This window comes from Embleya sp. L77, from assembly GCF_055557415.1.
In genome coordinates this window covers 2,202,551-2,221,438 of sequence record NZ_CM145709.1, presented here as the reverse complement: position 1 = coordinate 2,221,438, position 18,888 = coordinate 2,202,551, and the positions used below count along the sequence as shown (strand labels likewise).

The 18,888-nt window shown below is 70.7% G+C and carries 15 protein-coding genes and 1 tRNA gene; 13 read left to right on the top strand and 3 right to left on the bottom strand.

All coding sequences use genetic code 11. The annotated features are described in order from the left end of the window. Positions 1–28 precede the first annotated feature (28 nt). From ACZOOI_RS08975 to ACZOOI_RS08965, 3 genes are all read right to left on the bottom strand, one after another. Positions 29–541 (bottom strand): hypothetical protein, encoded by a 513-nt coding sequence (locus ACZOOI_RS08975; protein WP_465280211.1) that lies wholly within the window; start codon positions 539–541, stop codon positions 29–31. A gap of 42 nt (positions 542–583) precedes the next feature. Continuing rightward, positions 584–1,012, bottom strand: a complete 429-nt coding sequence (locus ACZOOI_RS08970; RefSeq protein ID WP_465280210.1) for a hypothetical protein — start codon at positions 1,010–1,012, stop codon at positions 584–586. A gap of 539 nt (positions 1,013–1,551) precedes the next feature. Next, positions 1,552–1,623 (bottom strand) — tRNA-Arg (locus tag ACZOOI_RS08965). Between the two features lie 131 nt (positions 1,624–1,754). Here ACZOOI_RS08965 and ACZOOI_RS08960 point away from each other — a divergent pair. The 13 genes from ACZOOI_RS08960 to ACZOOI_RS08900 all read left to right on the top strand — a co-directional run bounded on the left by ACZOOI_RS08960 (position 1,755) and on the right by ACZOOI_RS08900 (position 18,681). Continuing rightward, complete coding sequence (locus tag ACZOOI_RS08960; RefSeq protein WP_465280209.1) at positions 1,755–2,195, top strand: response regulator; 441 nt, start codon at positions 1,755–1,757, stop codon at positions 2,193–2,195. A 618-nt stretch (positions 2,196–2,813) separates the two neighbouring features. Then, complete coding sequence (gene argS / locus ACZOOI_RS08955) at positions 2,814–4,466, top strand: arginine--tRNA ligase (RefSeq protein ID WP_465280208.1); 1,653 nt, start codon at positions 2,814–2,816, stop codon at positions 4,464–4,466. Between the two features lie 224 nt (positions 4,467–4,690). Then, a complete protein-coding gene (lysA, locus tag ACZOOI_RS08950) occupies positions 4,691–6,079 on the top strand; it encodes a diaminopimelate decarboxylase (protein ID WP_465280207.1) in 1,389 nt (462 codons plus the stop codon). 424 nt (positions 6,080–6,503) lie between these two features. Then, positions 6,504–7,793 carry a homoserine dehydrogenase gene (locus ACZOOI_RS08945; protein ID WP_465281149.1) on the top strand — a complete coding sequence of 430 codons (1,290 nt, stop codon included), beginning with the start codon at positions 6,504–6,506 and terminating at the stop codon, positions 7,791–7,793. 7 nt (positions 7,794–7,800) lie between these two features. Continuing rightward, positions 7,801–8,883, top strand: coding sequence for a threonine synthase (gene thrC, locus ACZOOI_RS08940; protein ID WP_465280206.1), 1,083 nt, complete (start codon positions 7,801–7,803; stop codon positions 8,881–8,883). Between the two features lie 676 nt (positions 8,884–9,559). Further along, the gene (gene thrB, locus ACZOOI_RS08935; RefSeq protein ID WP_465280205.1) at positions 9,560–10,474 is read left to right on the top strand and encodes a homoserine kinase; all 915 of its coding nucleotides are present in this window, start codon (positions 9,560–9,562) and stop codon (positions 10,472–10,474) included. A gap of 574 nt (positions 10,475–11,048) precedes the next feature. Further along, entirely contained in the window at positions 11,049–13,157 is a 2,109-nt protein-coding gene (gene rho / locus ACZOOI_RS08930; RefSeq protein WP_465280204.1) for a transcription termination factor Rho, read from the top strand. A gap of 363 nt (positions 13,158–13,520) precedes the next feature. Continuing rightward, positions 13,521–13,745, top strand: coding sequence for a 50S ribosomal protein L31 (gene rpmE / locus ACZOOI_RS08925; RefSeq protein ID WP_355543038.1), 225 nt, complete (start codon positions 13,521–13,523; stop codon positions 13,743–13,745). Positions 13,746–13,901: 156 nt separating this feature from the next. Continuing rightward, a complete protein-coding gene (prfA, locus tag ACZOOI_RS08920) occupies positions 13,902–14,969 on the top strand; it encodes a peptide chain release factor 1 (RefSeq protein ID WP_465280203.1) in 1,068 nt (355 codons plus the stop codon). A gap of 10 nt (positions 14,970–14,979) precedes the next feature. Further along, complete coding sequence (gene prmC / locus ACZOOI_RS08915; RefSeq protein ID WP_391581225.1) at positions 14,980–15,825, top strand: peptide chain release factor N(5)-glutamine methyltransferase; 846 nt, start codon at positions 14,980–14,982, stop codon at positions 15,823–15,825. A 136-nt stretch (positions 15,826–15,961) separates the two neighbouring features. Beyond that, entirely contained in the window at positions 15,962–16,609 is a 648-nt protein-coding gene (locus ACZOOI_RS08910; RefSeq protein WP_465280202.1) for an L-threonylcarbamoyladenylate synthase, read from the top strand. Next, positions 16,606–17,256 (top strand): arsenate reductase/protein-tyrosine-phosphatase family protein, encoded by a 651-nt coding sequence (locus ACZOOI_RS08905; protein ID WP_379988075.1) that lies wholly within the window; start codon positions 16,606–16,608, stop codon positions 17,254–17,256. Before ACZOOI_RS08910 ends, ACZOOI_RS08905 begins: the two co-directional genes overlap by 4 nt. Positions 17,257–17,397: 141 nt before the next feature. Beyond that, positions 17,398–18,681, top strand: coding sequence for a serine hydroxymethyltransferase (locus ACZOOI_RS08900; protein ID WP_465280201.1), 1,284 nt, complete (start codon positions 17,398–17,400; stop codon positions 18,679–18,681). The last annotated feature ends 207 nt before the right edge of the window (positions 18,682–18,888 follow it).

Genomic DNA, 18,888 nt, shown 5'->3' with positions numbered 1-18,888 from the left:
CCGGGTTGGGTACGTTGCAGTACAGGTCCTATGTCGTTGCTGCCAAGTAGAGTGGAAGAGCCGCCCGATACGGCTTGAGCATCGGCTGGAGTTCGCGCCGGATGAGGTCGGCATCCTTCCGGGGCATCTCCAGGAACGGGCGACGCAGCCGGCCGCCCCAGGCATCCTTGTTGGGGAACACGTCGAGGTTGGGGACCAGATCGCGTAGCCTCACACCTTCGCGATAGCTCGCCAGGCCGTGCATGCGTAACGAACAGCCCTCATGGAAGGTGCGATCGCCGAATGAGACCGGGGTCTCCATGGCTTCGACCTTGCTGGTGATCGTTGCGTGGCCCATGACCCGTCCTTCACCACGGTTCGGGTTCCGGAAGCAACCACTGGTCGCGTAGATCAACAATTCGTCCCCCGTTTCAAGGGCCCGCGCGGCTCGCACGCGCCCCGTCGGGAACGCCATGCGCTGCTGGGACACCACCCAGCTGAGCGGCCTTCCAGCGTTGACGATGAGCAGGTATGTGGACGAAGTAGCGAAGGCCGGTGTCATCAGAGATGCCCCTTCCGTTCGTACGGGTGACGGCGGGCGGGCCTACGGGGTCGCCGAGTGACGAATGCTCTGGAGCTCCGCTCCGTTCGAATCGAGTCGCCAGAACCGCCATCCGTTGGTGTTGGGGTTGCGCTCGGGCTTGACGATCTTGAGTACGGCTCCGGCGGCGGCACTCGGCGCAGTGTGCGAAGTCCCCGCACCTGGACCCGCGGTAATCCTGAGAGTGCGCGTGCCGGGGTCGAAGATGCCTTCGACGCGCACCCCCTGATACACGGCGTGTACGGGCAGGGTGGTGCCCGACGAGAGAGGTGCAGCCGGTGCAGCCGGTGGTGACGGGGTATCAGGGGGGACGATCCCCCGGCTCCATTCCTCGATGAGCCGTCGCACTACCTCGGTCGGTGAGCAGTTCATCATTCGGGCGGCGAAGACGATTTTGCCGTAGCTGTCCTCATCGAGGGGGATATCAGGCATGACAAGAGTCTAGTACAATGGAACTGATAGTCGCAATAGTGCTATGCGCGCTATGTGTGCTGTCGCCCGACTGGTGAGCGGAACGGGTGAAGCGGAGGCGCGGGCGGCTCGGATGCCGACCTGCGGTACCCGTGTACGTGGCGCTCGCCGAAACCTGAATCGCCGGCCAGGTACGTGGCCGAACCGGCCCGGGCACTCGGTGGCTGTCTTGCCCGGGATTCGTGCCGAGTTCATCGACTGGGCAGCGCGACTCGACCAACGACGTATCGCGGACGGCCTCGATAGCGAGATCTGAACGACCGCCGGGCGGCAGGAGACCCCGGACCACTCCGGGGCCTTCGGCCGCGCGCACATACGCCAAGATGCGTACTGTGACCTGCGAAATGTCCTCAAGTTGGTTGCACGTATATGGCACAGCTGCCGTCCTACGCCTGCTGTCTCCAGCGCGGCGTGACACGCATCGTGACGACGAAAAAGAGGCCGAAAACAAAAACAGCAGCTCACGTGGCTTCGTGGCTGCTGATCCTGCTGACGCTGCGTGCCCCTGGCAGGATTCGAACCTGCGCACACGGCTCCGGAGGCCGTTGCTCTATCCCCTGAGCTACAGGGGCTCGGGTGATGTGAACATTACCAGCTCTGGGGAGTGGGTTGCGAAGGGGTTGGGGGTTGGGGCGGGGGGAGGTGGGGGTGAGATGTGCGGATCGGGCCCGCGGGTGGGTGTGGGGGGCCTAACCTCACTGGCGTGGGCGGGATTGGTGGTGAGGCGGCGCGGGTGCTTGTCGTGGATGACGACGAGGTGATTCGGCAGCTGATCGCGGTCAATCTGCGGCTGGAGGGGTTCGTGGTGAGTACCGCGTGTGATGGTGAGGAGTGTCTGCGGCTCGTGCACGAGGTGCGGCCGGATCTGGTCACGTTGGATGTGGTGATGCCGCATTTGGATGGGATCGGGACCGCTGCGCGGTTGCGGGCGGATCCGCGGACCAGTGGGTTGAAGATATTGATGATCAGTGCCTGTGCGCAGGATGAGGATTTTTCTCGGGCGCGGGCGGTTGGGGTGGATGGGTATCTGACCAAGCCGTTTCATCCCGAGCAGCTCATTCGGCTCGTGCGGGAGTTGTCGCCGGGGCCGTTGTCGGCCGATCCCCTGGCGGACCTCTCGACCGATCCCGCGCCGGACGCCTAGGCCCGCCTAGGTCGAGTTCGCGGCCGTTCCCGCGCGGGATGCCTCGGCCGGCCCGTTGACCGACCCCGCGCTGATTTCTTGACCGACCTCGCAGCGCACCTCTTGGTCGCGCCCTCGCGCCGATCCCCTGTCGGAGTCGCGCCGGACCACCGCGAACCCTGGACCCCGCCGACCCCGGGCCCGCGCCCACCTCGCGCCTGACCCCCGTGCCTGCGGCCATCTCGCGCCGGCCCCCGGCCCCGGCCGACCCCGCCTCCGCAGCCGATCCCGCGCCGGACCCCCGGTCCACTCCGCGCCCGCGCCGGCCCCCGGCCGGCCCCGCGCCCTGGCCGATCCCCTGCCGGACTCCCGGCCGACCCCGCGTGCCCACCCGTGCCCGCGGCCATCTCGCGCCGGCCCCCGGCCCCAGCCCCGGCCGACCCCGTGCCCGCCTCCGCAGCCGATCCCGCGCCGGACCCCCGGCCAGCTCTCCCCGGCCCCCAGGCCCACCCCGCGCCCGACCCCCACCCACCCCGCCCCCGCGCTTCCCCCCGCTTCCTCCCCGGGAGTGTCACTCGCTCGAATGACCTACCCCGCCCGCCGGGCGGGTTGGTCGGCGGGTCGCCTACGCTTGTCCCCGTGACCCCCGCAGAGCTTTCGCAGTCAGTGTTGTCCGCGGTTCGTGCCGCCGTCGAGGCGGGCGAGCTCGCCGTTGCCGTGCCCGAGAGCACGACGGTGGAGCGACCCAAGAACCGCGAGCACGGGGACTACGCGACGAACATCGCGTTGCAGCTCGCGAAGCCGGCCAAGCGACCGCCGCAGGAGATCGCCGAGTTGCTGGCCGCGCGGATCGCGCAGGCGCCCGGCGTGGCCAAGGTCGACATCGCCGGTCCGGGCTTCCTGAACATCACGTTCGACACGGCCACCCAGGGCGAGTTGGCCCGCACCATCGTCGAGGCCGGCGCCGAGTACGGCAGCAACAACGCGTTCGACGGGCTGAAGATCAACCTGGAGTTCGTCTCGGCGAACCCGACCGGGCCGATCCACATCGGCGGCGTGCGGTGGGCCGCCGTCGGCGACTCGCTCGGGCGGATCCTGCGTGCGTCCGGTGCGGATGTGACCACCGAGTACTACATCAACGACGCCGGCGTGCAGATCGACAAGTTCGGCAAGTCGCTGATGGCGGCGGCCAACGGGCGGCCCGTCCCCGAGGACGGCTACGTCGGCGCGTACATCAACGACATCGCCGCCGACATCGTCGCCGAGCACCCCGACGTGTCCGGCCTGGCCGAGGCCGAGCAGGAGAAGGTCTTCCGGGCCACCGGGCTCAAGCTGATGGTCGCCGAGATCCAGCGCTCGATGGAGAACTTCGGCGCGCACTTCGACGTGTGGTTCTCCGAGACCACGCTGCACGAGTCCGGCGCGGTGGAGAAGGCGATCGAGCGGCTGCGCGAGCAGGGCCACGTCTACGACGACAACGGCGCGATCTGGCTGCGCACCACGGACTACGGGGACGACAAGGACCGGGTCCTGGTCAAGTCCGACGGCGAGAAGACCTATTTCGCCTCCGACGCCGCGTACTACCTGAACAAGCGCGACCGCGGCAACGAGGTCGCCGTCTACATGCTCGGCGCCGACCACCACGGCTACGTCGGGCGGCTCAAGGCGATCGCGGCGTGTGCGGGCGACGACCCCGAGCGCAACATCGAGATCATCGTCGGCCAGTTCGTGAAGATGATGCGCGCCGGCGAAGAGGTCCGGATGTCCAAGCGCGCGGGCAACATCATCACCATCGACGACGTCGTCGAGTGGATCGGCGTCGACGCCGCGCGGTACTCGCTGGCGCGCTCGTCCACCGACTCCACCATCACGCTGGACATCGACATCCTCACGTCGCACAAGAACGAGAACCCCGTGTTCTACGTTCAGTACGCGCATGCGCGGATGTCCGCCGTCGAGCGCAAGGCGGCCGAACGCGGCATCGTCAAGGGCGAGTTCAAGCCCGAGCTGCTGTCCACCGAGTGGGAGTCCGACCTGCTCGGCATGCTCGGCGAGTTCCCGCGCGTGGTGGCCAAGGCCGGCGAGATGCGCGAGCCGCACCACGTCGCGCGTTACCTGGAGCAGTTGGCCGGCACGTACCACCGCTTCTACGACCACTGTCAGATCCTGCCCAAGGGCGAGGAAGAGGTCACCGACCTGACGCACGCCCGAATGTGGTTGGCCGAAGCCACGAAAACCGTGGTGGCCAACGGCCTCGCCCTGCTCGGGGTGTCCGCCCCCGAGCGCATGTGACGGATCGTCACAACGCAGGCGACAGGCCGAAGGCCGGGCACATGCCCGGCCTTCGGCCGTTCCGGGCCACCGGGCCACCGGCCACCGGCCGACAACCCCGGGCCACCGGCCACCGTTCACCCACCGGGCGCCACCCCGCCGGCGCCCACCCCCGCGAGCGGCCCACCACCCCGCACGCAACCCACCCCACACCGACGCCCTCACCCCACGGGGAGCACCACGACATGAGCCGCTCCGCCCACCCCGCCGGTCCCCGCCACGCGGACGTCCTGCCCGACGGCGCGCCGCCGATCGCGCCCGAGGACCTGACCCTGCTCGACCCGAAGATCTGGCCCGCGGGCGCCGAGCGCGGCGCCGACGGTGTGGTCACCATCGCCGGCCTGGACGTGCGCGAACTCGCCCGCGAGTTCGGCACCCCCGCCTACATCCTCGACGAGGCGGACTTCCGGGCCCGCTGCCGTGCCTGGCGCGAGGCGTTCGAGGGCGCCGACGTGTTCTATGCGGGCAAGGCCTTCCTGTGCCGTGCGCTGGTGCGCTGGATCGCCGAGGAGGGGCTGAACCTGGACGTGTGTACGGCCGGCGAGCTTGCGGTCGCGCTGTCCGCGGGCATGGACCCGGCCCGGATCGCCTTCCACGGCAACAACAAGTCCGCCGCCGAGCTGGAGCGTGCGCTGGAGGTCGGCGTCGGCCGGATCGTGGTCGACTCGTTCGAGGAGATCAGCCGGCTCGCCTTCCTGGCCGACCGGCACGGCGTCACCCAGAAGGTGCTGGTCCGGATCACCGTCGGGGTCGAGGCGCACACCCACGAGTTCATCGCCACCGCGCACGAGGACCAGAAGTTCGGCTTCTCGCTGGCCGACGGCCAGGCGGCCGAGGCGGTCCGTCGGATCCGCAAGCTCGAATCGCTCGAACTGATCGGCCTGCACTCGCACATCGGCTCGCAGATCTTCGACACGGCCGGCTTCGAGGTGGCCGCACGCCGAGTGGTCGGCCTGCTGGTCGCGGTCCGCGACGAGCACGGCGTCGAACTGCCCGAGATCGACCTCGGCGGCGGTCTGGGCATCGCCTACACCTCCGCCGACGATCCGCAGTCGCCCGCGGTGATCGCCGCCTCGCTGCTGGACATCGTGCGCCGCGAGTGCGCCGCCGCCGGTCTGGCCGCACCCCGCCTGTCGGTCGAACCCGGCCGCGCGATCGCCGGGCCGGGCACCTTCACGCTGTACGAGGTGGGCACGATCAAGCCGCTGGAAGGCCTGCGCACCTACGTCAGCGTCGACGGCGGGATGTCGGACAACATCCGCACCTCGCTCTACGACGCCGAGTACACCGTGACGCTCGTCTCACGTGCGAGCGATGCGGCGCCCATGCTCTCCCGCGTGGTGGGCCGGCACTGCGAGTCCGGCGACATCATCGTCAAGGACGCCTACCTGCCCGCCGACCTGGCCCCCGGCGACCTGCTCGCGGTGCCCGCCACCGGCGCCTACTGCCGCTCGATGGCGAGCAACTACAACCACGTGACCCGCCCGCCGGTGATCGCGGTCCACGACGGCACCGCACGCGTCATCGTGCGACGCGAAACCGAAGAAGACCTGCTGCGCCTCGACATCGGCTGAGAGCAGGACCCGACCGGCTGAGCAGGACCCGAGCGGCTGAGAGCGACCCGACCGGCTGGGCAAACCCCGCGCCGGCGGGCCGCCGACAGCGGCAGGGTGCACTCGCCGGCCCCGGCCGGACACCCGGCCCCCGCCGAACACCCGGCCCCGGCCGGATACACCCGGCACGGTCCGGGCGACAGCAAAAAAGAGAACAACGAAACAAGAACCATGGAACGACCGGGGGTCGCCGCGTGGCGGCCCCCGGACTCGGGAGAAAATCCCGTTGCCTGCATGTGAGGCCGCAAGAATTGTCGTCTCGGATCCTGGACCGGCCCCGGTTCGGCCAATGATCCGAGCGACACTTGTCGGCACTGCCTGTCTCCGGAAATCCCCCGGACGGCAGACTCGGACAACCTTTGTCTTCGAGAAGTGAGGTCGGATGATGCGTACGCAGCCGCTGAAGGTGGCGCTGCTCGGTTGTGGTGTGGTCGGCTCCGAAGTGGCCCGCATCATGACGACGCACGCGACCGACCTCGCCGCCCGAATCGGGGCCCCGATCGAGCTCGCCGGCGTGGCCGTACGCCGCGCCGGGCGCGAACGCGCGGGCATCGACCCCGCGCTGATCACCACCGACGCGGTGGAACTGGTCAAACGCGACGACATCGACGTGGTGATCGAGGTGATCGGCGGCATCGAGCCCGCCCGCGGCCTGATGTTGTCCGCGATGGAACACGGCGCCTCGGTGGTCTCCGCCAACAAGGCGCTGCTGGCCGAGGACGGCTCCACACTGCATGCCGCCGCCGCGAAACACGGCGTGGACCTCTACTACGAGGCCGCCGTCGCCGGCGCGATCCCGCTGCTGCGTCCGCTGCGCGAGTCGCTCGCCGGGGACAAGGTGGAGCGGGTCCTGGGCATCGTCAACGGCACCACCAACTTCATCCTGGATCGGATGGACTCGACCGGTGCGGGCTTTGCCGAGGCGCTCGACGAGGCGACCGCGCTGGGCTATGCCGAGGCCGACCCCACCGCCGACATCGAGGGCTTCGACGCCGCCGCCAAGGCCGCGATCCTGGCCGGTCTGGCGTTCCACACCCGGGTGACCGCCGCCGACGTGTACCGCGAGGGCATCACCGAGGTCAGCGCCGCCGACGTGGCCAGTGCCAAGGCGATGGACTGCGTGGTCAAGCTGCTGGCGATCTGCGAGCGCGGCGCCGACGGGCAGAGCGTCAGCGCCCGCGTGCACCCGGCGATGATCCCGCGTACCCACCCGCTGGCGTCGGTACGCGAGGCGTACAACGCGGTCTTCGTCGAGTCCGAGGCGGCGGGCCAGCTGATGTTCTACGGCCCCGGAGCGGGTGGCGCGCCGACCGCGAGCGCGGTGCTCGGCGACCTGGTCGCGGTCTGCCGCAACAAGCTCTCCGGTGCCACCGGGCCCGGTGAATCGGCCTACGCCCAGCTGACCCCGCAGCCGGTGGGCATCGCCCGCACCCGCTACCACCTCAGCCTGGACGTGGCCGACCGGGCCGGCGTGCTGGCCCAGGTGGCCGCGGTGTTCGCCCAGCACGACGTGTCCATCGACACGGTCCGTCAGCAGGGCCGGGACGGGGATGCCACACTCGTGATCGTCACCCATACCGCCACCGACGCCGCGCTCGCGGCGACCGTCGCCGATCTGCGCGGTATGGACATCGTCCGTGACATCGCCGGCATCATGCGGGTCGAAGGGGAGTAGAGGGACCGTGAGCGCGCTCAAGGAAGGCGTCCGCACCACTCAATGGCGCGGGGTCATCGAGGAATACCGCGACCGTCTGCCGGTCTCGGCGAACACACCTGTGGTCACCCTGCGTGAGGGTGGTACGCCGCTGGTCCCCGCCCAGGTGCTCTCCGAGCGCACGGGATGTGAGGTTCACCTCAAGGTCGAGGGCGCCAACCCGACCGGGTCCTTCAAGGACCGCGGCATGACGATGGCGATCTCCAAGGCCAAGGAGGAGGGCGCGCAGGCGGTCATCTGCGCATCCACCGGCAACACCTCGGCCTCCGCCGCCGCTTATGCGGTGCGCGCCGGGATGGTCTGCGCCGTACTGGTCCCGCAGGGCAAGATCGCGCTGGGCAAGATGGGCCAGGCGCTCGTGCACGGCGCGCGCATCCTCCAGGTCGACGGCAACTTCGACGACTGCCTCACGCTCGCCCGTGATCTGGCCGAAAAGTATCCGGTCGCGCTGGTGAACTCGGTCAACCCGGTCCGCATCGAGGGCCAGAAGACCGCCGCCTTCGAGGTCGTCGACATGCTCGGCGACGCGCCCGACATCCACGTGCTTCCGGTGGGCAACGCGGGCAACATCACCGCGTACTGGAAGGGCTACAACGAGTACGCCGCCGACGGCCTGGCCGGCCGCCGGCCGCGCATGTGGGGCTATCAGGCGGCCGGTTCGGCGCCGCTGGTCAACGGCGCGCCGGTGCTCTCGCCGCAGACGATCGCCACCGCGATCCGGATCGGCAACCCCGCCTCGTGGGACTTCGCGATCGCCGCGCGGGACGAATCGGGGGGTCACATCGAATCGGTGACCGACCGTCAGATCCTCTCGGCGTATCGGCTGCTGGCCGCGCAGGAGGGCGTCTTCGTGGAGCCGGCGTCCGCCGCGAGTGTGGCCGGATTGCTCCAGGCGGCCGAACAGGGTCGCGTCGATCCCGGCCAGCGGATCGTCTGCACGGTCACCGGCAACGGCCTCAAGGACCCCGACTGGGCGGTGGCCGGCGCGCCCAAGCCGGTCGTCGTCCCGATCGACGCGTCCGCCGCCGCCGCCCAGCTGGGCCTCGGCTGACCCGCGGCACACCACCCGCAGCACGCGTCGGCGGCTCGGACCACCGCTCCCGGCACCCGCCGGGGGCGACCCGCGCCGCCGACCCGCGCCGCGACCCGGAAGAACGCCGCGTCGCGGCAGTCGCGGCACCGGGGGCGCAAGCCGGCCGGCCCCGCCGGGAAAATTGCCACTCCGGCCGGGAAAGCCGAGCCCGCTCCGGAATGTCGGCCCCCCATCGGGGGAAAGCTTCCTATGCCGGGGAAAGCTGCCCCGACCAGGGAAAGTCGCCTCGCCCAGGGGAGTCGCCCCGCCCGGGAAAGCCACATCCCGCGGAGAAAGTGACTCCGCCCGGCCAAAGCGACCCGACCCGGGAAAGCAGACCCCGCAACCGGGGTGGAAAGCGCTCGGAACAGACCGGGCAGCCGACGATCCCCTCGTCGACAACAGCTCCCGCCCCCTTTCGATCCCATTTCCGGTACCAATCCCACGACGCGGTGGTTACGGTGTCCCGCGAGGGAACGCACCTTCGGTAGGCTGATCACCGGACGCGACCTTGCACTCGTTCCGCGGCGCATGCCGCCCGAGTCTCGCGTCTGTTCCTGCCGTTCCGCAGCACCCGCGATTTCCCGAATGCGCCACTGGTTCGGACCGTCCCGTGAAGGTGCCCGGAACTCCACGAGGAGGAGTGTCCACGCGTATGGCCGGCCCCGCATTCCGTGCCGCCCCCGTCCGGGTTCGCATCCCGGCCACGAGCGCCAACCTGGGTCCCGGGTTCGACGCGTTCGGACTCGCGCTCGGACTGTACGACGACGTCGCCGTCCGGGTCGCGGACGAGGGCTTGTCGATCGACATCGCAGGTGAGGGCGCCGACGACCTGTCCCGGGACGAGAACCACCTGGTCGTGCGCGCGGCCTACGCCGCGTTCGAGGCGATGGGCGGCCGACCGCCCGGCCTGGACGTGGTGTGCGCCAATCGCATCCCGCACGGGCGCGGACTGGGCTCGTCCGCCGCGGCCATCTGCGCCGGCGTGATCGCGGCCCGGGCGCTGACGATAGGCGGCGCGGACCGTCTCGACGACGACGCCACCCTGGCCCTGGCCACCGAGCTCGAAGGCCACCCGGACAACGTCGCCGCGTGTCTGCTCGGCGGTTTCACCATCGCCTGGACCGACGAGGACGGCCCCCGGGCGGTGCGATCGACCCCCGTCCGGGGTATATCTCCCGTCGTGTTCGTACCCTCCGTTCCGCTGTCCACCGAGGTCGCCCGCGGCCTGCTGCCGGCCAAGGTGACGCATCGCGACGCCTCGGCGAACGCGGGGCGCGCCGGCCTGCTGGTCACCGCGCTGACCTCGCGTCCGGACCTGCTGTTGGCCGCGACCGAGGACCGGCTGCACCAGACCTACCGTGCGCCCGCGATGCCCGCGAGCGCCGAATTGATCGACAAGCTACGCGCACAGGGGATGGCCGCGGTCGTCTCCGGCGCGGGGCCGACCGTGCTCGCCCTGGTCACGCACGACCGCGTGGACGAGGCGATCGGCAGCGCCGGGCCCGATTGGGTGGTTCGGCAATTGCACGTGGACGGGGCCGGAGCAAGCGTCATGCCACTGGCGTGACCTGCGTACTCGCCGTTCGTTGGCAGTACGCCCGGTAGGCGGGAGCCGGCCGACCGTGGACCCGGTGCGGCCGGGCGAGTGGTCGGCGACGGTGGTGGATCCGTTCACTCCACTGCACTACCGCAGGAAAAAAAGGGCTGCGCCGGGGGAGCGATGGGGTGGGGGAATGTCTCTTGGGTCCGGTAGTGTTAGCGTCATCACCGCACCAGATCCCCCGCCCGCATAGGGTTGGGCGCGTTCGGTGCTCTGTGGCCACGATCCTTTGGGAGTCTCCCCTCCTGCCTGTCCTTCGTGACGAACGTGGCTCCCCGATACAGACCGGCGGAACCACCGCGCCGCGTCGAGCTCATCCCGGGGACACGAGGGCTGTTCCTTCACAGGAAATCGAGCCCCTACAGGAATACGAGCCCCCACAGGCATACATGAGCCCGATCCTCGCAGTACTGGGCACATTTTCGACGATTCCCGCCATCCGGCGGACCACCGCACCGGACCGCACTGGAAGCGGGACGGACAGCACAACCGGTCGCCGAGCCCCCTCAAGGCCGACGCCCGCTCCAGGGAAGGACCCTTCGTGAGCGACACCACCGAACTCATGGACGCAACGCCGCAGGCCGCGTCCGCCTCGGGTGACGCGGTTGCCACCGCGGACGCCCCCGCTCCCGCCACGCGGCGCCGCCGCTCGACGGGTACCGGCCTCAACGGCATGGTGCTGGCGGAGCTGCAGCAGGTCGCCACCGGGCTGGGCATCAGCGGCACCGGCCGCATGCGCAAGAGCCAGCTGATCGAGGCCATCCAGGCAAAGCAGGGTGGATCGGACGCCGCTCCCGCTGCCGCCGCCGCCACGAAGCCGGCCCGCGCGACCAGGGCCAAGGCCGCGGCTGCCGCCGCGGACAACGGCGCGGCGCCCGCCGCTGCCGCCGCGGAGGCGCCCGCCGAGGCGCCGGTCGCGGAGGCGCCCACCCGGGCCCGCCGGGCCGCCCGGACGCGGGTCGCGGTCGAGGCACAGCAGATCGAGATTCCGGAGCAGGCAGCTGCCGAGGCGCCCACCAACGGCCGCACCCGGCGCGAGCAGGGCGAGCTGGCGGCCGAGGCCGTCGAGGCCCCGACGCGCCGTCGTGGCGAGCGGGCCGAGCGCGCCGAGCGCACCGGCGACGACCAGGGCGAGCAGCGCGAAGGCGGCGAGCGGGAAGGCCGTCGCGAGCGTCGCGAGCGCGGCCAGAACCGGCGCGACCGCGGCGAGCGCAACAACGAGCGCGGCGGCGAGCGCGCCGAGCGCCCGGAGCGCGGCGAGCGGGCCGAGCGCGGCGACCGCAACAACAACGAGCGCGGCGACCGCGGCGAGCGCGGCAACGACCGCGCCGAGCGGGCCGACCGCGGCGGTGAGCGTGGCAAGCAGCAGCAACAGCAGCAGGACAACGACCCGATGGGTCCGGACGACGACTTCGAGGGTGGCGGCCGTCGGCGCCGTGGCCGTTACCGCGACCGCAACCGTCGCCGCGGCGGCCGCGAGGGCTTCGAGACCAACGAGCCCGTGCTGGCCGACGACGACGTCCTGGTCCCCGTCGCGGGCATCCTGGACATCCTCGACAACTACGCCTTCGTGCGGACCTCGGGCTACCTGCCCGGCTCCAACGACGTGTACGTCTCGCTCGCCCAGGTCCGCAAGAACGGCCTGCGCAAGGGTGACGCGATCGTCGGCGCGGTGCGTCAGCCGCGTGACGGCGAGCGTCGGGAGAAGTTCAACGCGCTCGTGCGCCTGGACACGGTCAACGGCATGGAGCCGGAACAGGCGCGGCAGCGCTCCGACTTCAACAAGCTGACCCCGCTGTACCCGCAGGACCGGCTCCGCCTGGAGACCGACTCCAGCGCGCTGACCACGCGGATCATCGACCTCGTGTCGCCGATCGGCAAGGGCCAGCGTGGCCTGATCGTCGCGCCGCCCAAGGCGGGCAAGACGATGGTGCTCCAGGCGATCGCCAACGCGATCACCGTGAACAACCCCGAGTGCCACCTGATGGTCGTGCTCGTGGACGAGCGCCCCGAAGAGGTCACCGACATGCAGCGCTCGGTCAAGGGCGAGGTCATCTCCTCGACCTTCGACCGGCCCGCCGAGGACCACACGATCGTCGCCGAGCTGGCCATCGAGCGCGCCAAGCGCCTGGTCGAGCTGGGCCACGACGTGGTCGTGCTGCTCGACTCGATCACCCGCCTGGGCCGCGCGTACAACCTCGCGGCGCCCGCCTCCGGCCGCATCCTGTCCGGTGGTGTCGACTCGACCGCGCTGTACCCGCCGAAGAAGTTCTTCGGCGCGGCGCGCAACATCGAGAACGGCGGCTCGCTGACCATCCTCGCCACCGCGCTCGTCGAGACCGGCTCGCGGATGGACGAGGTGATCTTCGAGGAGTTCAAGGGCACCGGCAACATGGAGCTCAAGCTCGACCGCAAGCTCGCCGACAAGCGGATCTTCCCGGCGGTGGACGTGGACGCGTCCAGCACCCGCAAGGAAGAGATCCTGATGGCCTCGGACGAACTCGCGGTCGTCTGGAAGCTGCGGCGGGTGCTGCACGCACTCGACCAGCAGCAGGCGATCGAGCTGCTTCTGGACAAGATGAAGAAGACCAAGAGCAACGGCGAGTTCCTGATGCAAATTCAGAAGACGACGCCGATGCCGAACGACTAGTCGGGGTCGGGCGTGGGGTCCGGGGGTCGCCCCCGGATCAGCACAGCCGGAAGACGACGCCGATGCCGAACGACTGGTCGGGGTCGGGCTTGGGTCCGGGGGTCGCCCCGGACCGGCACGGCCGAAGGACGACGCCGGTGCCGAGGAGCGGATCCTCGGGTCGGTCGTACCCAACGCAAGACGCGATGACAAGACACGGCGTCGGCCGGGAGGGAATGTCACGACCTCGGTCGTGGTTGGGCGGTACAGACCCTGATTTGGGTCCGGTCGCCCCCTCCTGGCAGACTGCTCTGTCGGCCCCGGTTCACGTGACGCCCACTCGGGCGTACGACCCGGCGCCCTCCCGAACCCAAGGAGACTCCTGTGAAGCCCGACATCCACCCCGAGTACGTGGAGACCACCGTCACTTGTGGCTGTGGCTCGACGTTCACCACGCACAGCACCGCGACCAGCGGCCAGATCCGCGTCGAGGTCTGTTCGCAGTGTCACCCGTTCTACACGGGCAAGCAGAAGATCCTCGACACGGGTGGCCGTGTGGCGCGCTTCGAGAAGCGCTTCGGCAAGCAGCCGGTGGCCGGCAACAAGTAGCGACCCTGCGGCGCCGGAGGAGCGGTGGGCCTTGTCCAAGGTCCGTCCCGCCCCTCCGGCGCCGTTCGTTTGTCCTCCCGTCCGGCGTCCCGCCGATCCCGCCACCGCGTTACCGATCCCGCCGAGTTCGCGGCCATACCCCAGAGGAGCCCCCCAGTGTTCGAGGCGATGGACGACCTGCTCGCCGAGCACGCCGACCTGGAGCGGCAGCTCGCCGATCCGGCCGTGCACACGGACCAGACGCGCGCGCGCAATCTCGGGCGGCGCTACGCCGAACTGGGGCCGATCGTGGACGCCTACCGGCAGTGGTCCAGTGCCGCCGACGACGTCGAGGCCGCACACGAACTGGTCGCCGAGGACCCGGACTTCGCCGCCGAGGCGGAGGAGGCCGAGCAGCGCCGCGAGGAGTGCGCGGAGAAGCTGCGCCGGCTGCTCGTGCCGCGCGACCCGGCCGACGACAAGGACGTGATCCTGGAGGTCAAGGCGGGCGAGGGCGGCGAGGAATCCGCCCTGTTCGCCGGCGACCTGCTGCGGATGTACCTGCGCTACGCCGAGCGGGCCGGCTGGAAGACCGAGATCCTCGAATCCAACGAGTCCGATCTCGGCGGCTACAAGGACGTCCAGGTCGCGGTCAAGACCAAGGGCAACCCCGCGCCCGGCGAGGGCGTCTACGCCCGGCTGAAGTTCGAGGGCGGCGTGCACCGTGTCCAGCGGGTGCCCGCCACCGAGTCGCAGGGCCGCATCCACACCTCCGCGGCCGGCGTCCTGGTGCTGCCCGAGGCCGAGGACGTCGAGGTCGAGATCAACGCCAACGACCTGCGCATCGACGTGTACCGCTCGTCCGGCCCCGGCGGCCAGTCGGTCAACACCACCGACTCCGCGGTGCGCATCACGCACCTGCCGACCGGAATCGTGGTCTCCTGCCAGAACGAGAAGAGCCAGCTCCAGAACAAGGAGTCGGCGATGCGCATCCTGCGCGCCAGGATGCTCGCCGCGGCCCAGGAGGAGGCCGACAAGGAGGCCTCCGACGTGCGTCGCAGCCAGGTCCGCACGGTGGACCGCTCCGAGCGCATCCGCACGTACAACTTCGCGGAAAACCGGATTTCCGACCACCGCGTGGGCTACAAGGCGTACAACCTGGACCAGGTGCTCGACGGCGATCTCGATCCGGTCATCCAGGCGTGTGTGGACGCCGACATGGCCGCCCGGCTCGCCCACCAATAACGGAGACGAGATGAATCTGCTGCTCGCCGAGGTGGCCCAGGCCACCCTGCGACTGGCCGACGCGGGCGTTCCCTCTCCGCGCTTCGATGCCGAGGAACTCGCGGCGTTCGTGCACGGCGTCAAGCGTGGCGCCCTGCACACCGTCGCCGACGGCGACTTCGACGCGCGGTTCTGGGAGGCCATCGCGCGCCGGGAGGCCCGTGAGCCGTTGCAGCACATCACCGGGCGCGCGTTCTTCCGATACCTCGAACTCCAGGTGGGCCCGGGGGTGTTCGTGCCTCGCCCGGAGACCGAGGTGGTGGTCGGCTGGGCGATAGACGCGCTGCGCGCGATGGACGTGGCCGAACCGCTCGTGGTCGACCTGTGCACCGGCTCCGGCGCGATCGCGCTCGCCGTCGCCCAGGAGGTGCCGCGCTCGGTCGTGCACGCGGTCGAGCTGGACCCTGACGCGTACCGCTACGCCGCGCGCAACGCGAGCGGCTCGCGGGTGGTCCTGCACCGGGGCGACGCGCTCGCCGCGCTGCCGGAGCTGGACGGCACGGTCGACCTGGTGATCAGCAATCCGCCCTACGTCCCGCTGGACGAGCGGGACGAGATGGCGCCCGAGGCCCGCGACCACGACCCCGAACTGGCGCTGTTCTCCGGGCCGGACGGGCTCGACTTCATCCGGATCCTGTCCAAGACCGCCTACCGACTGCTGCGCCCCGGTGGTCTGGTGGTGGTCGAGCACGCCGACACCCAGGGCGGCGCGGTGCCGTGGATCTTCAACGAGGAAGCCGGTTGGGTGGACGCGGCCGACCACCGCGACCTGACCAATCGCCCGCGCTTCACCACCGCACGCAAGGAAGGCGCGTGAACCGCGCGCCCCGCACACTCGCAGCACCCGCACCACCGGCACCACCCGCACCGCCTGTGTCGCCCGCACCGCCCGTACTGCCCGCAGTGTCTGTACCGCCAGTACCGCCCGTACCGCTTCAGGAGGTAAGTGCCCGATGAGCCGACGCTACGACTGCTCCGACGCGATGGACCGTGGGCTCGGGCTGCGTGAGGCGACCGGGGCGATCAAGCGCGGCGACCTGGTCGTGCTGCCGACGGACACCCTGTACGGCATCGGCGCGGACGCGTTCACCCCGCATGCGGTGCACGCGTTGCTGGACGCCAAGGGCCGGGGCCGCAACATGCCCTCGCCCGTGCTCGTCGGCTCGCCGAACACGCTGCACGGGCTGGTCACCGGCTTTCCCGAGGTGGGCTGGGAACTGGTCGACGCGTTCTGGCCGGGCGCGCTCACCATCGTCGCGTTCCACCAACCGTCGCTGATGTGGGACCTGGGCGATACGCGCGGCACGGTCGCGGTGCGCATGCCGCTGCACCCCGTCGCGATCGAGTTGCTCACCGAGACCGGACCGATGGCGGTCAGCAGCGCGAACCGGTCCGGCAATCCGGCGGCGACCACGGTCGACGAGGCCGAGGCCCAGCTCGGCGACTCGGTGTCGGTGTACCTGGACGGCGGCACGTGCCCCTCCACCGCACCGTCCTCGATCGTCGATCTGACCGCCGGCCGTCCCCGGTTGCTGCGTGAGGGTGCCCTGTCGCTGGACACGTTGCGCGAGGTCGTTCCCGACCTGGAGGGCGTGAATTGACCCCGCCACCACCCGTGGGGCACTCCTACGGGCCGTACGGGTCCGCGGCCGACTCGTTTCGGATCCTGTTCGTGTGCACGGGGAGCATCTGTCGCTCGCCGATCGCCGAGCGGCTCGCCCGGCTCGGCCTGGAGCGCCGGCTGGCCGCCGACGACGCGGTCCGGCTCAGCGTGCAGAGCGCCGGGACGTGGGGGCACGAGGGTGCGCCGATGGAGCCGCACGCGGCCGAGGTGCTGCTCGAATACGGCGCCGATCCGGGCGACTTCCACGGCCGCGAGCTGCTCGACGAGCACGTCGCCGAGGCGGACCTGGTGCTCACCGCGACGCTGGACCACCGTGCGCACGTGGTGTCCATGGGGCATGCCTCGGGCCTGCGCACGTTCACGCTCAAGGAGTTCACCCGGCTGGTCGCGGTGCTGGAGCGGGCGCCCTACCCCGAACGCGATCTGGTCCAGCGCGGTCGCTCGTTGGTGCGCGCCGCCGCGGCGCTGCGCGGCCGGTTGGCCGCGCCCGATCCCGAGTGGGACGAGGTGGCCGACCCGTACGGCGCGCCGCTGAGCGTCTTCCGGGCCTGTGCCTCCGACATCGGCTCGGCCCTGGACCCGGTGCTCACCGCGCTCACCGGACACCCCGCGCACAGCCTCTGACCGACGGGTCGGCGCGCGGGTCGCGAGCAGGTGCGCCGCGCGGTCGGCAACGGGCCGGAATCGACCCGGGAAGAGCCTGTCCGTGTCCGGACCCCCGGCATATGGTGGAGGCGTCCCTGCGGCCCGGTGAGGAGCAGTCCCATGGGCACTCCCGACTCCACGTCGACTCCCTTCTGGGGACCGGACTTCGCCGCCCTCCACGAGGCGGATCCGGAGATCGCCGAGGTGCTCCTGGGCGAGTTGGCCCGGCAGCGCGGCGGCCTGCAACTGATCGCCGGCGAGAACTTCACCTCCCCGGCGGTGCTGGCCGCGCTCGGCAGCACGCTCGCGAACAAGTACGCCGAGGGTTACCCCGGGCGGCGTTACTACGGCGGTTGCGCCGAGGTGGACCGTGCCGAGGAACTGGCCGTGCACCGGGCCCGCGCCCTGTTCGGCGCCGGACACGCCAACGTGCAGCCGCATTCGGGTACCGCCGCGAACCTGGCGGCGTACGCGGCGGTGCTGGCACCGGGCGACACGATCCTGGCCATGTCGCTGCCGCACGGCGGGCACCTCACCCACGGTTCCCGGGTGAACTTCTCCGGCCGCTGGTTCCACGCGGTCGCCTACGGGGTCCGGGAGAGCGACGAACGCATCGACTACGACCAGGTCCGGGACCTGGCCCTGGAGCACCGGCCGCGATTGATCGTGTGCGGCGCCACCGCATATCCCCGACTTGTCGATTTCGCGGCATTTCGACAGATCGCCGACGAGGTGGGCGCCTACCTGATGGTGGACGCGGCCCACTTCATCGGCCTGGTCGCGGGCGACGCGGTGCCCTCGCCGATCCCGTTCGCGGACATCGTCACGTGCACCACCCACAAGGTGCTGCGCGGTCCGCGCGGCGGGTTGATCCTGTGCCGGGAGGAACTCGCCGACCGGATCGACCGGGCGGTGTTCCCGTTCAGCCAGGGCGGCCCGCACATGCACGCGGTGGCCGCCAAGGCGGTCGCGCTCGGCGAGGCGGCGACCCCCGCGTACCGGGTGTACGCACGTCGTGTGGTGGCCAATGCGCAGGCCCTGACGCAGGGGCTGCAGGCCGAGGGTCTGCGGGCGGTCTCCGGGGGCACCGACACCCACCTCGCGCTGTTGGATCTGCGGCCGATCGGGGTCAGCGGCAGCGACGCGGAACGCCGCTGCGAGCGGGCGGGCATCACGCTGAACAAGAACGCGGTCCCGTTCGACCCGGCCAAGCCGATGATCGCGTCCGGGATCCGGGTGGGCACGGCAGCGGTGACCACGCAGGGCATGACCGAGACGGACATGAAGGAGATCGCCCTGCTGATCGGCCGGGCGGTGCGCGAGGACGACGAGGGTGTGCTCCGCGAGGTGCGCGCGGCGGTGGGCGAACTCGTCGCGACCCGCCCGGCGTACCCGCGCCGGTGAGGCACGGATTTCGGCGGACCCGGTTCCGCCAAACCCGCCCCGGGGTGGCTGGGACCGGGGGGACTGTGGTTACGTGTGGGGCGACGGGCCGGTGGCGGCGCCACCGAGCATTGTGCGATCGTCCCTCGCCGGTGAAGATTGGTGATTCTCCCGGGGAGCGGCGGCACCTCTAGTCTGATGCCCGTGCTGCCGCTGGGATGTGCCGAA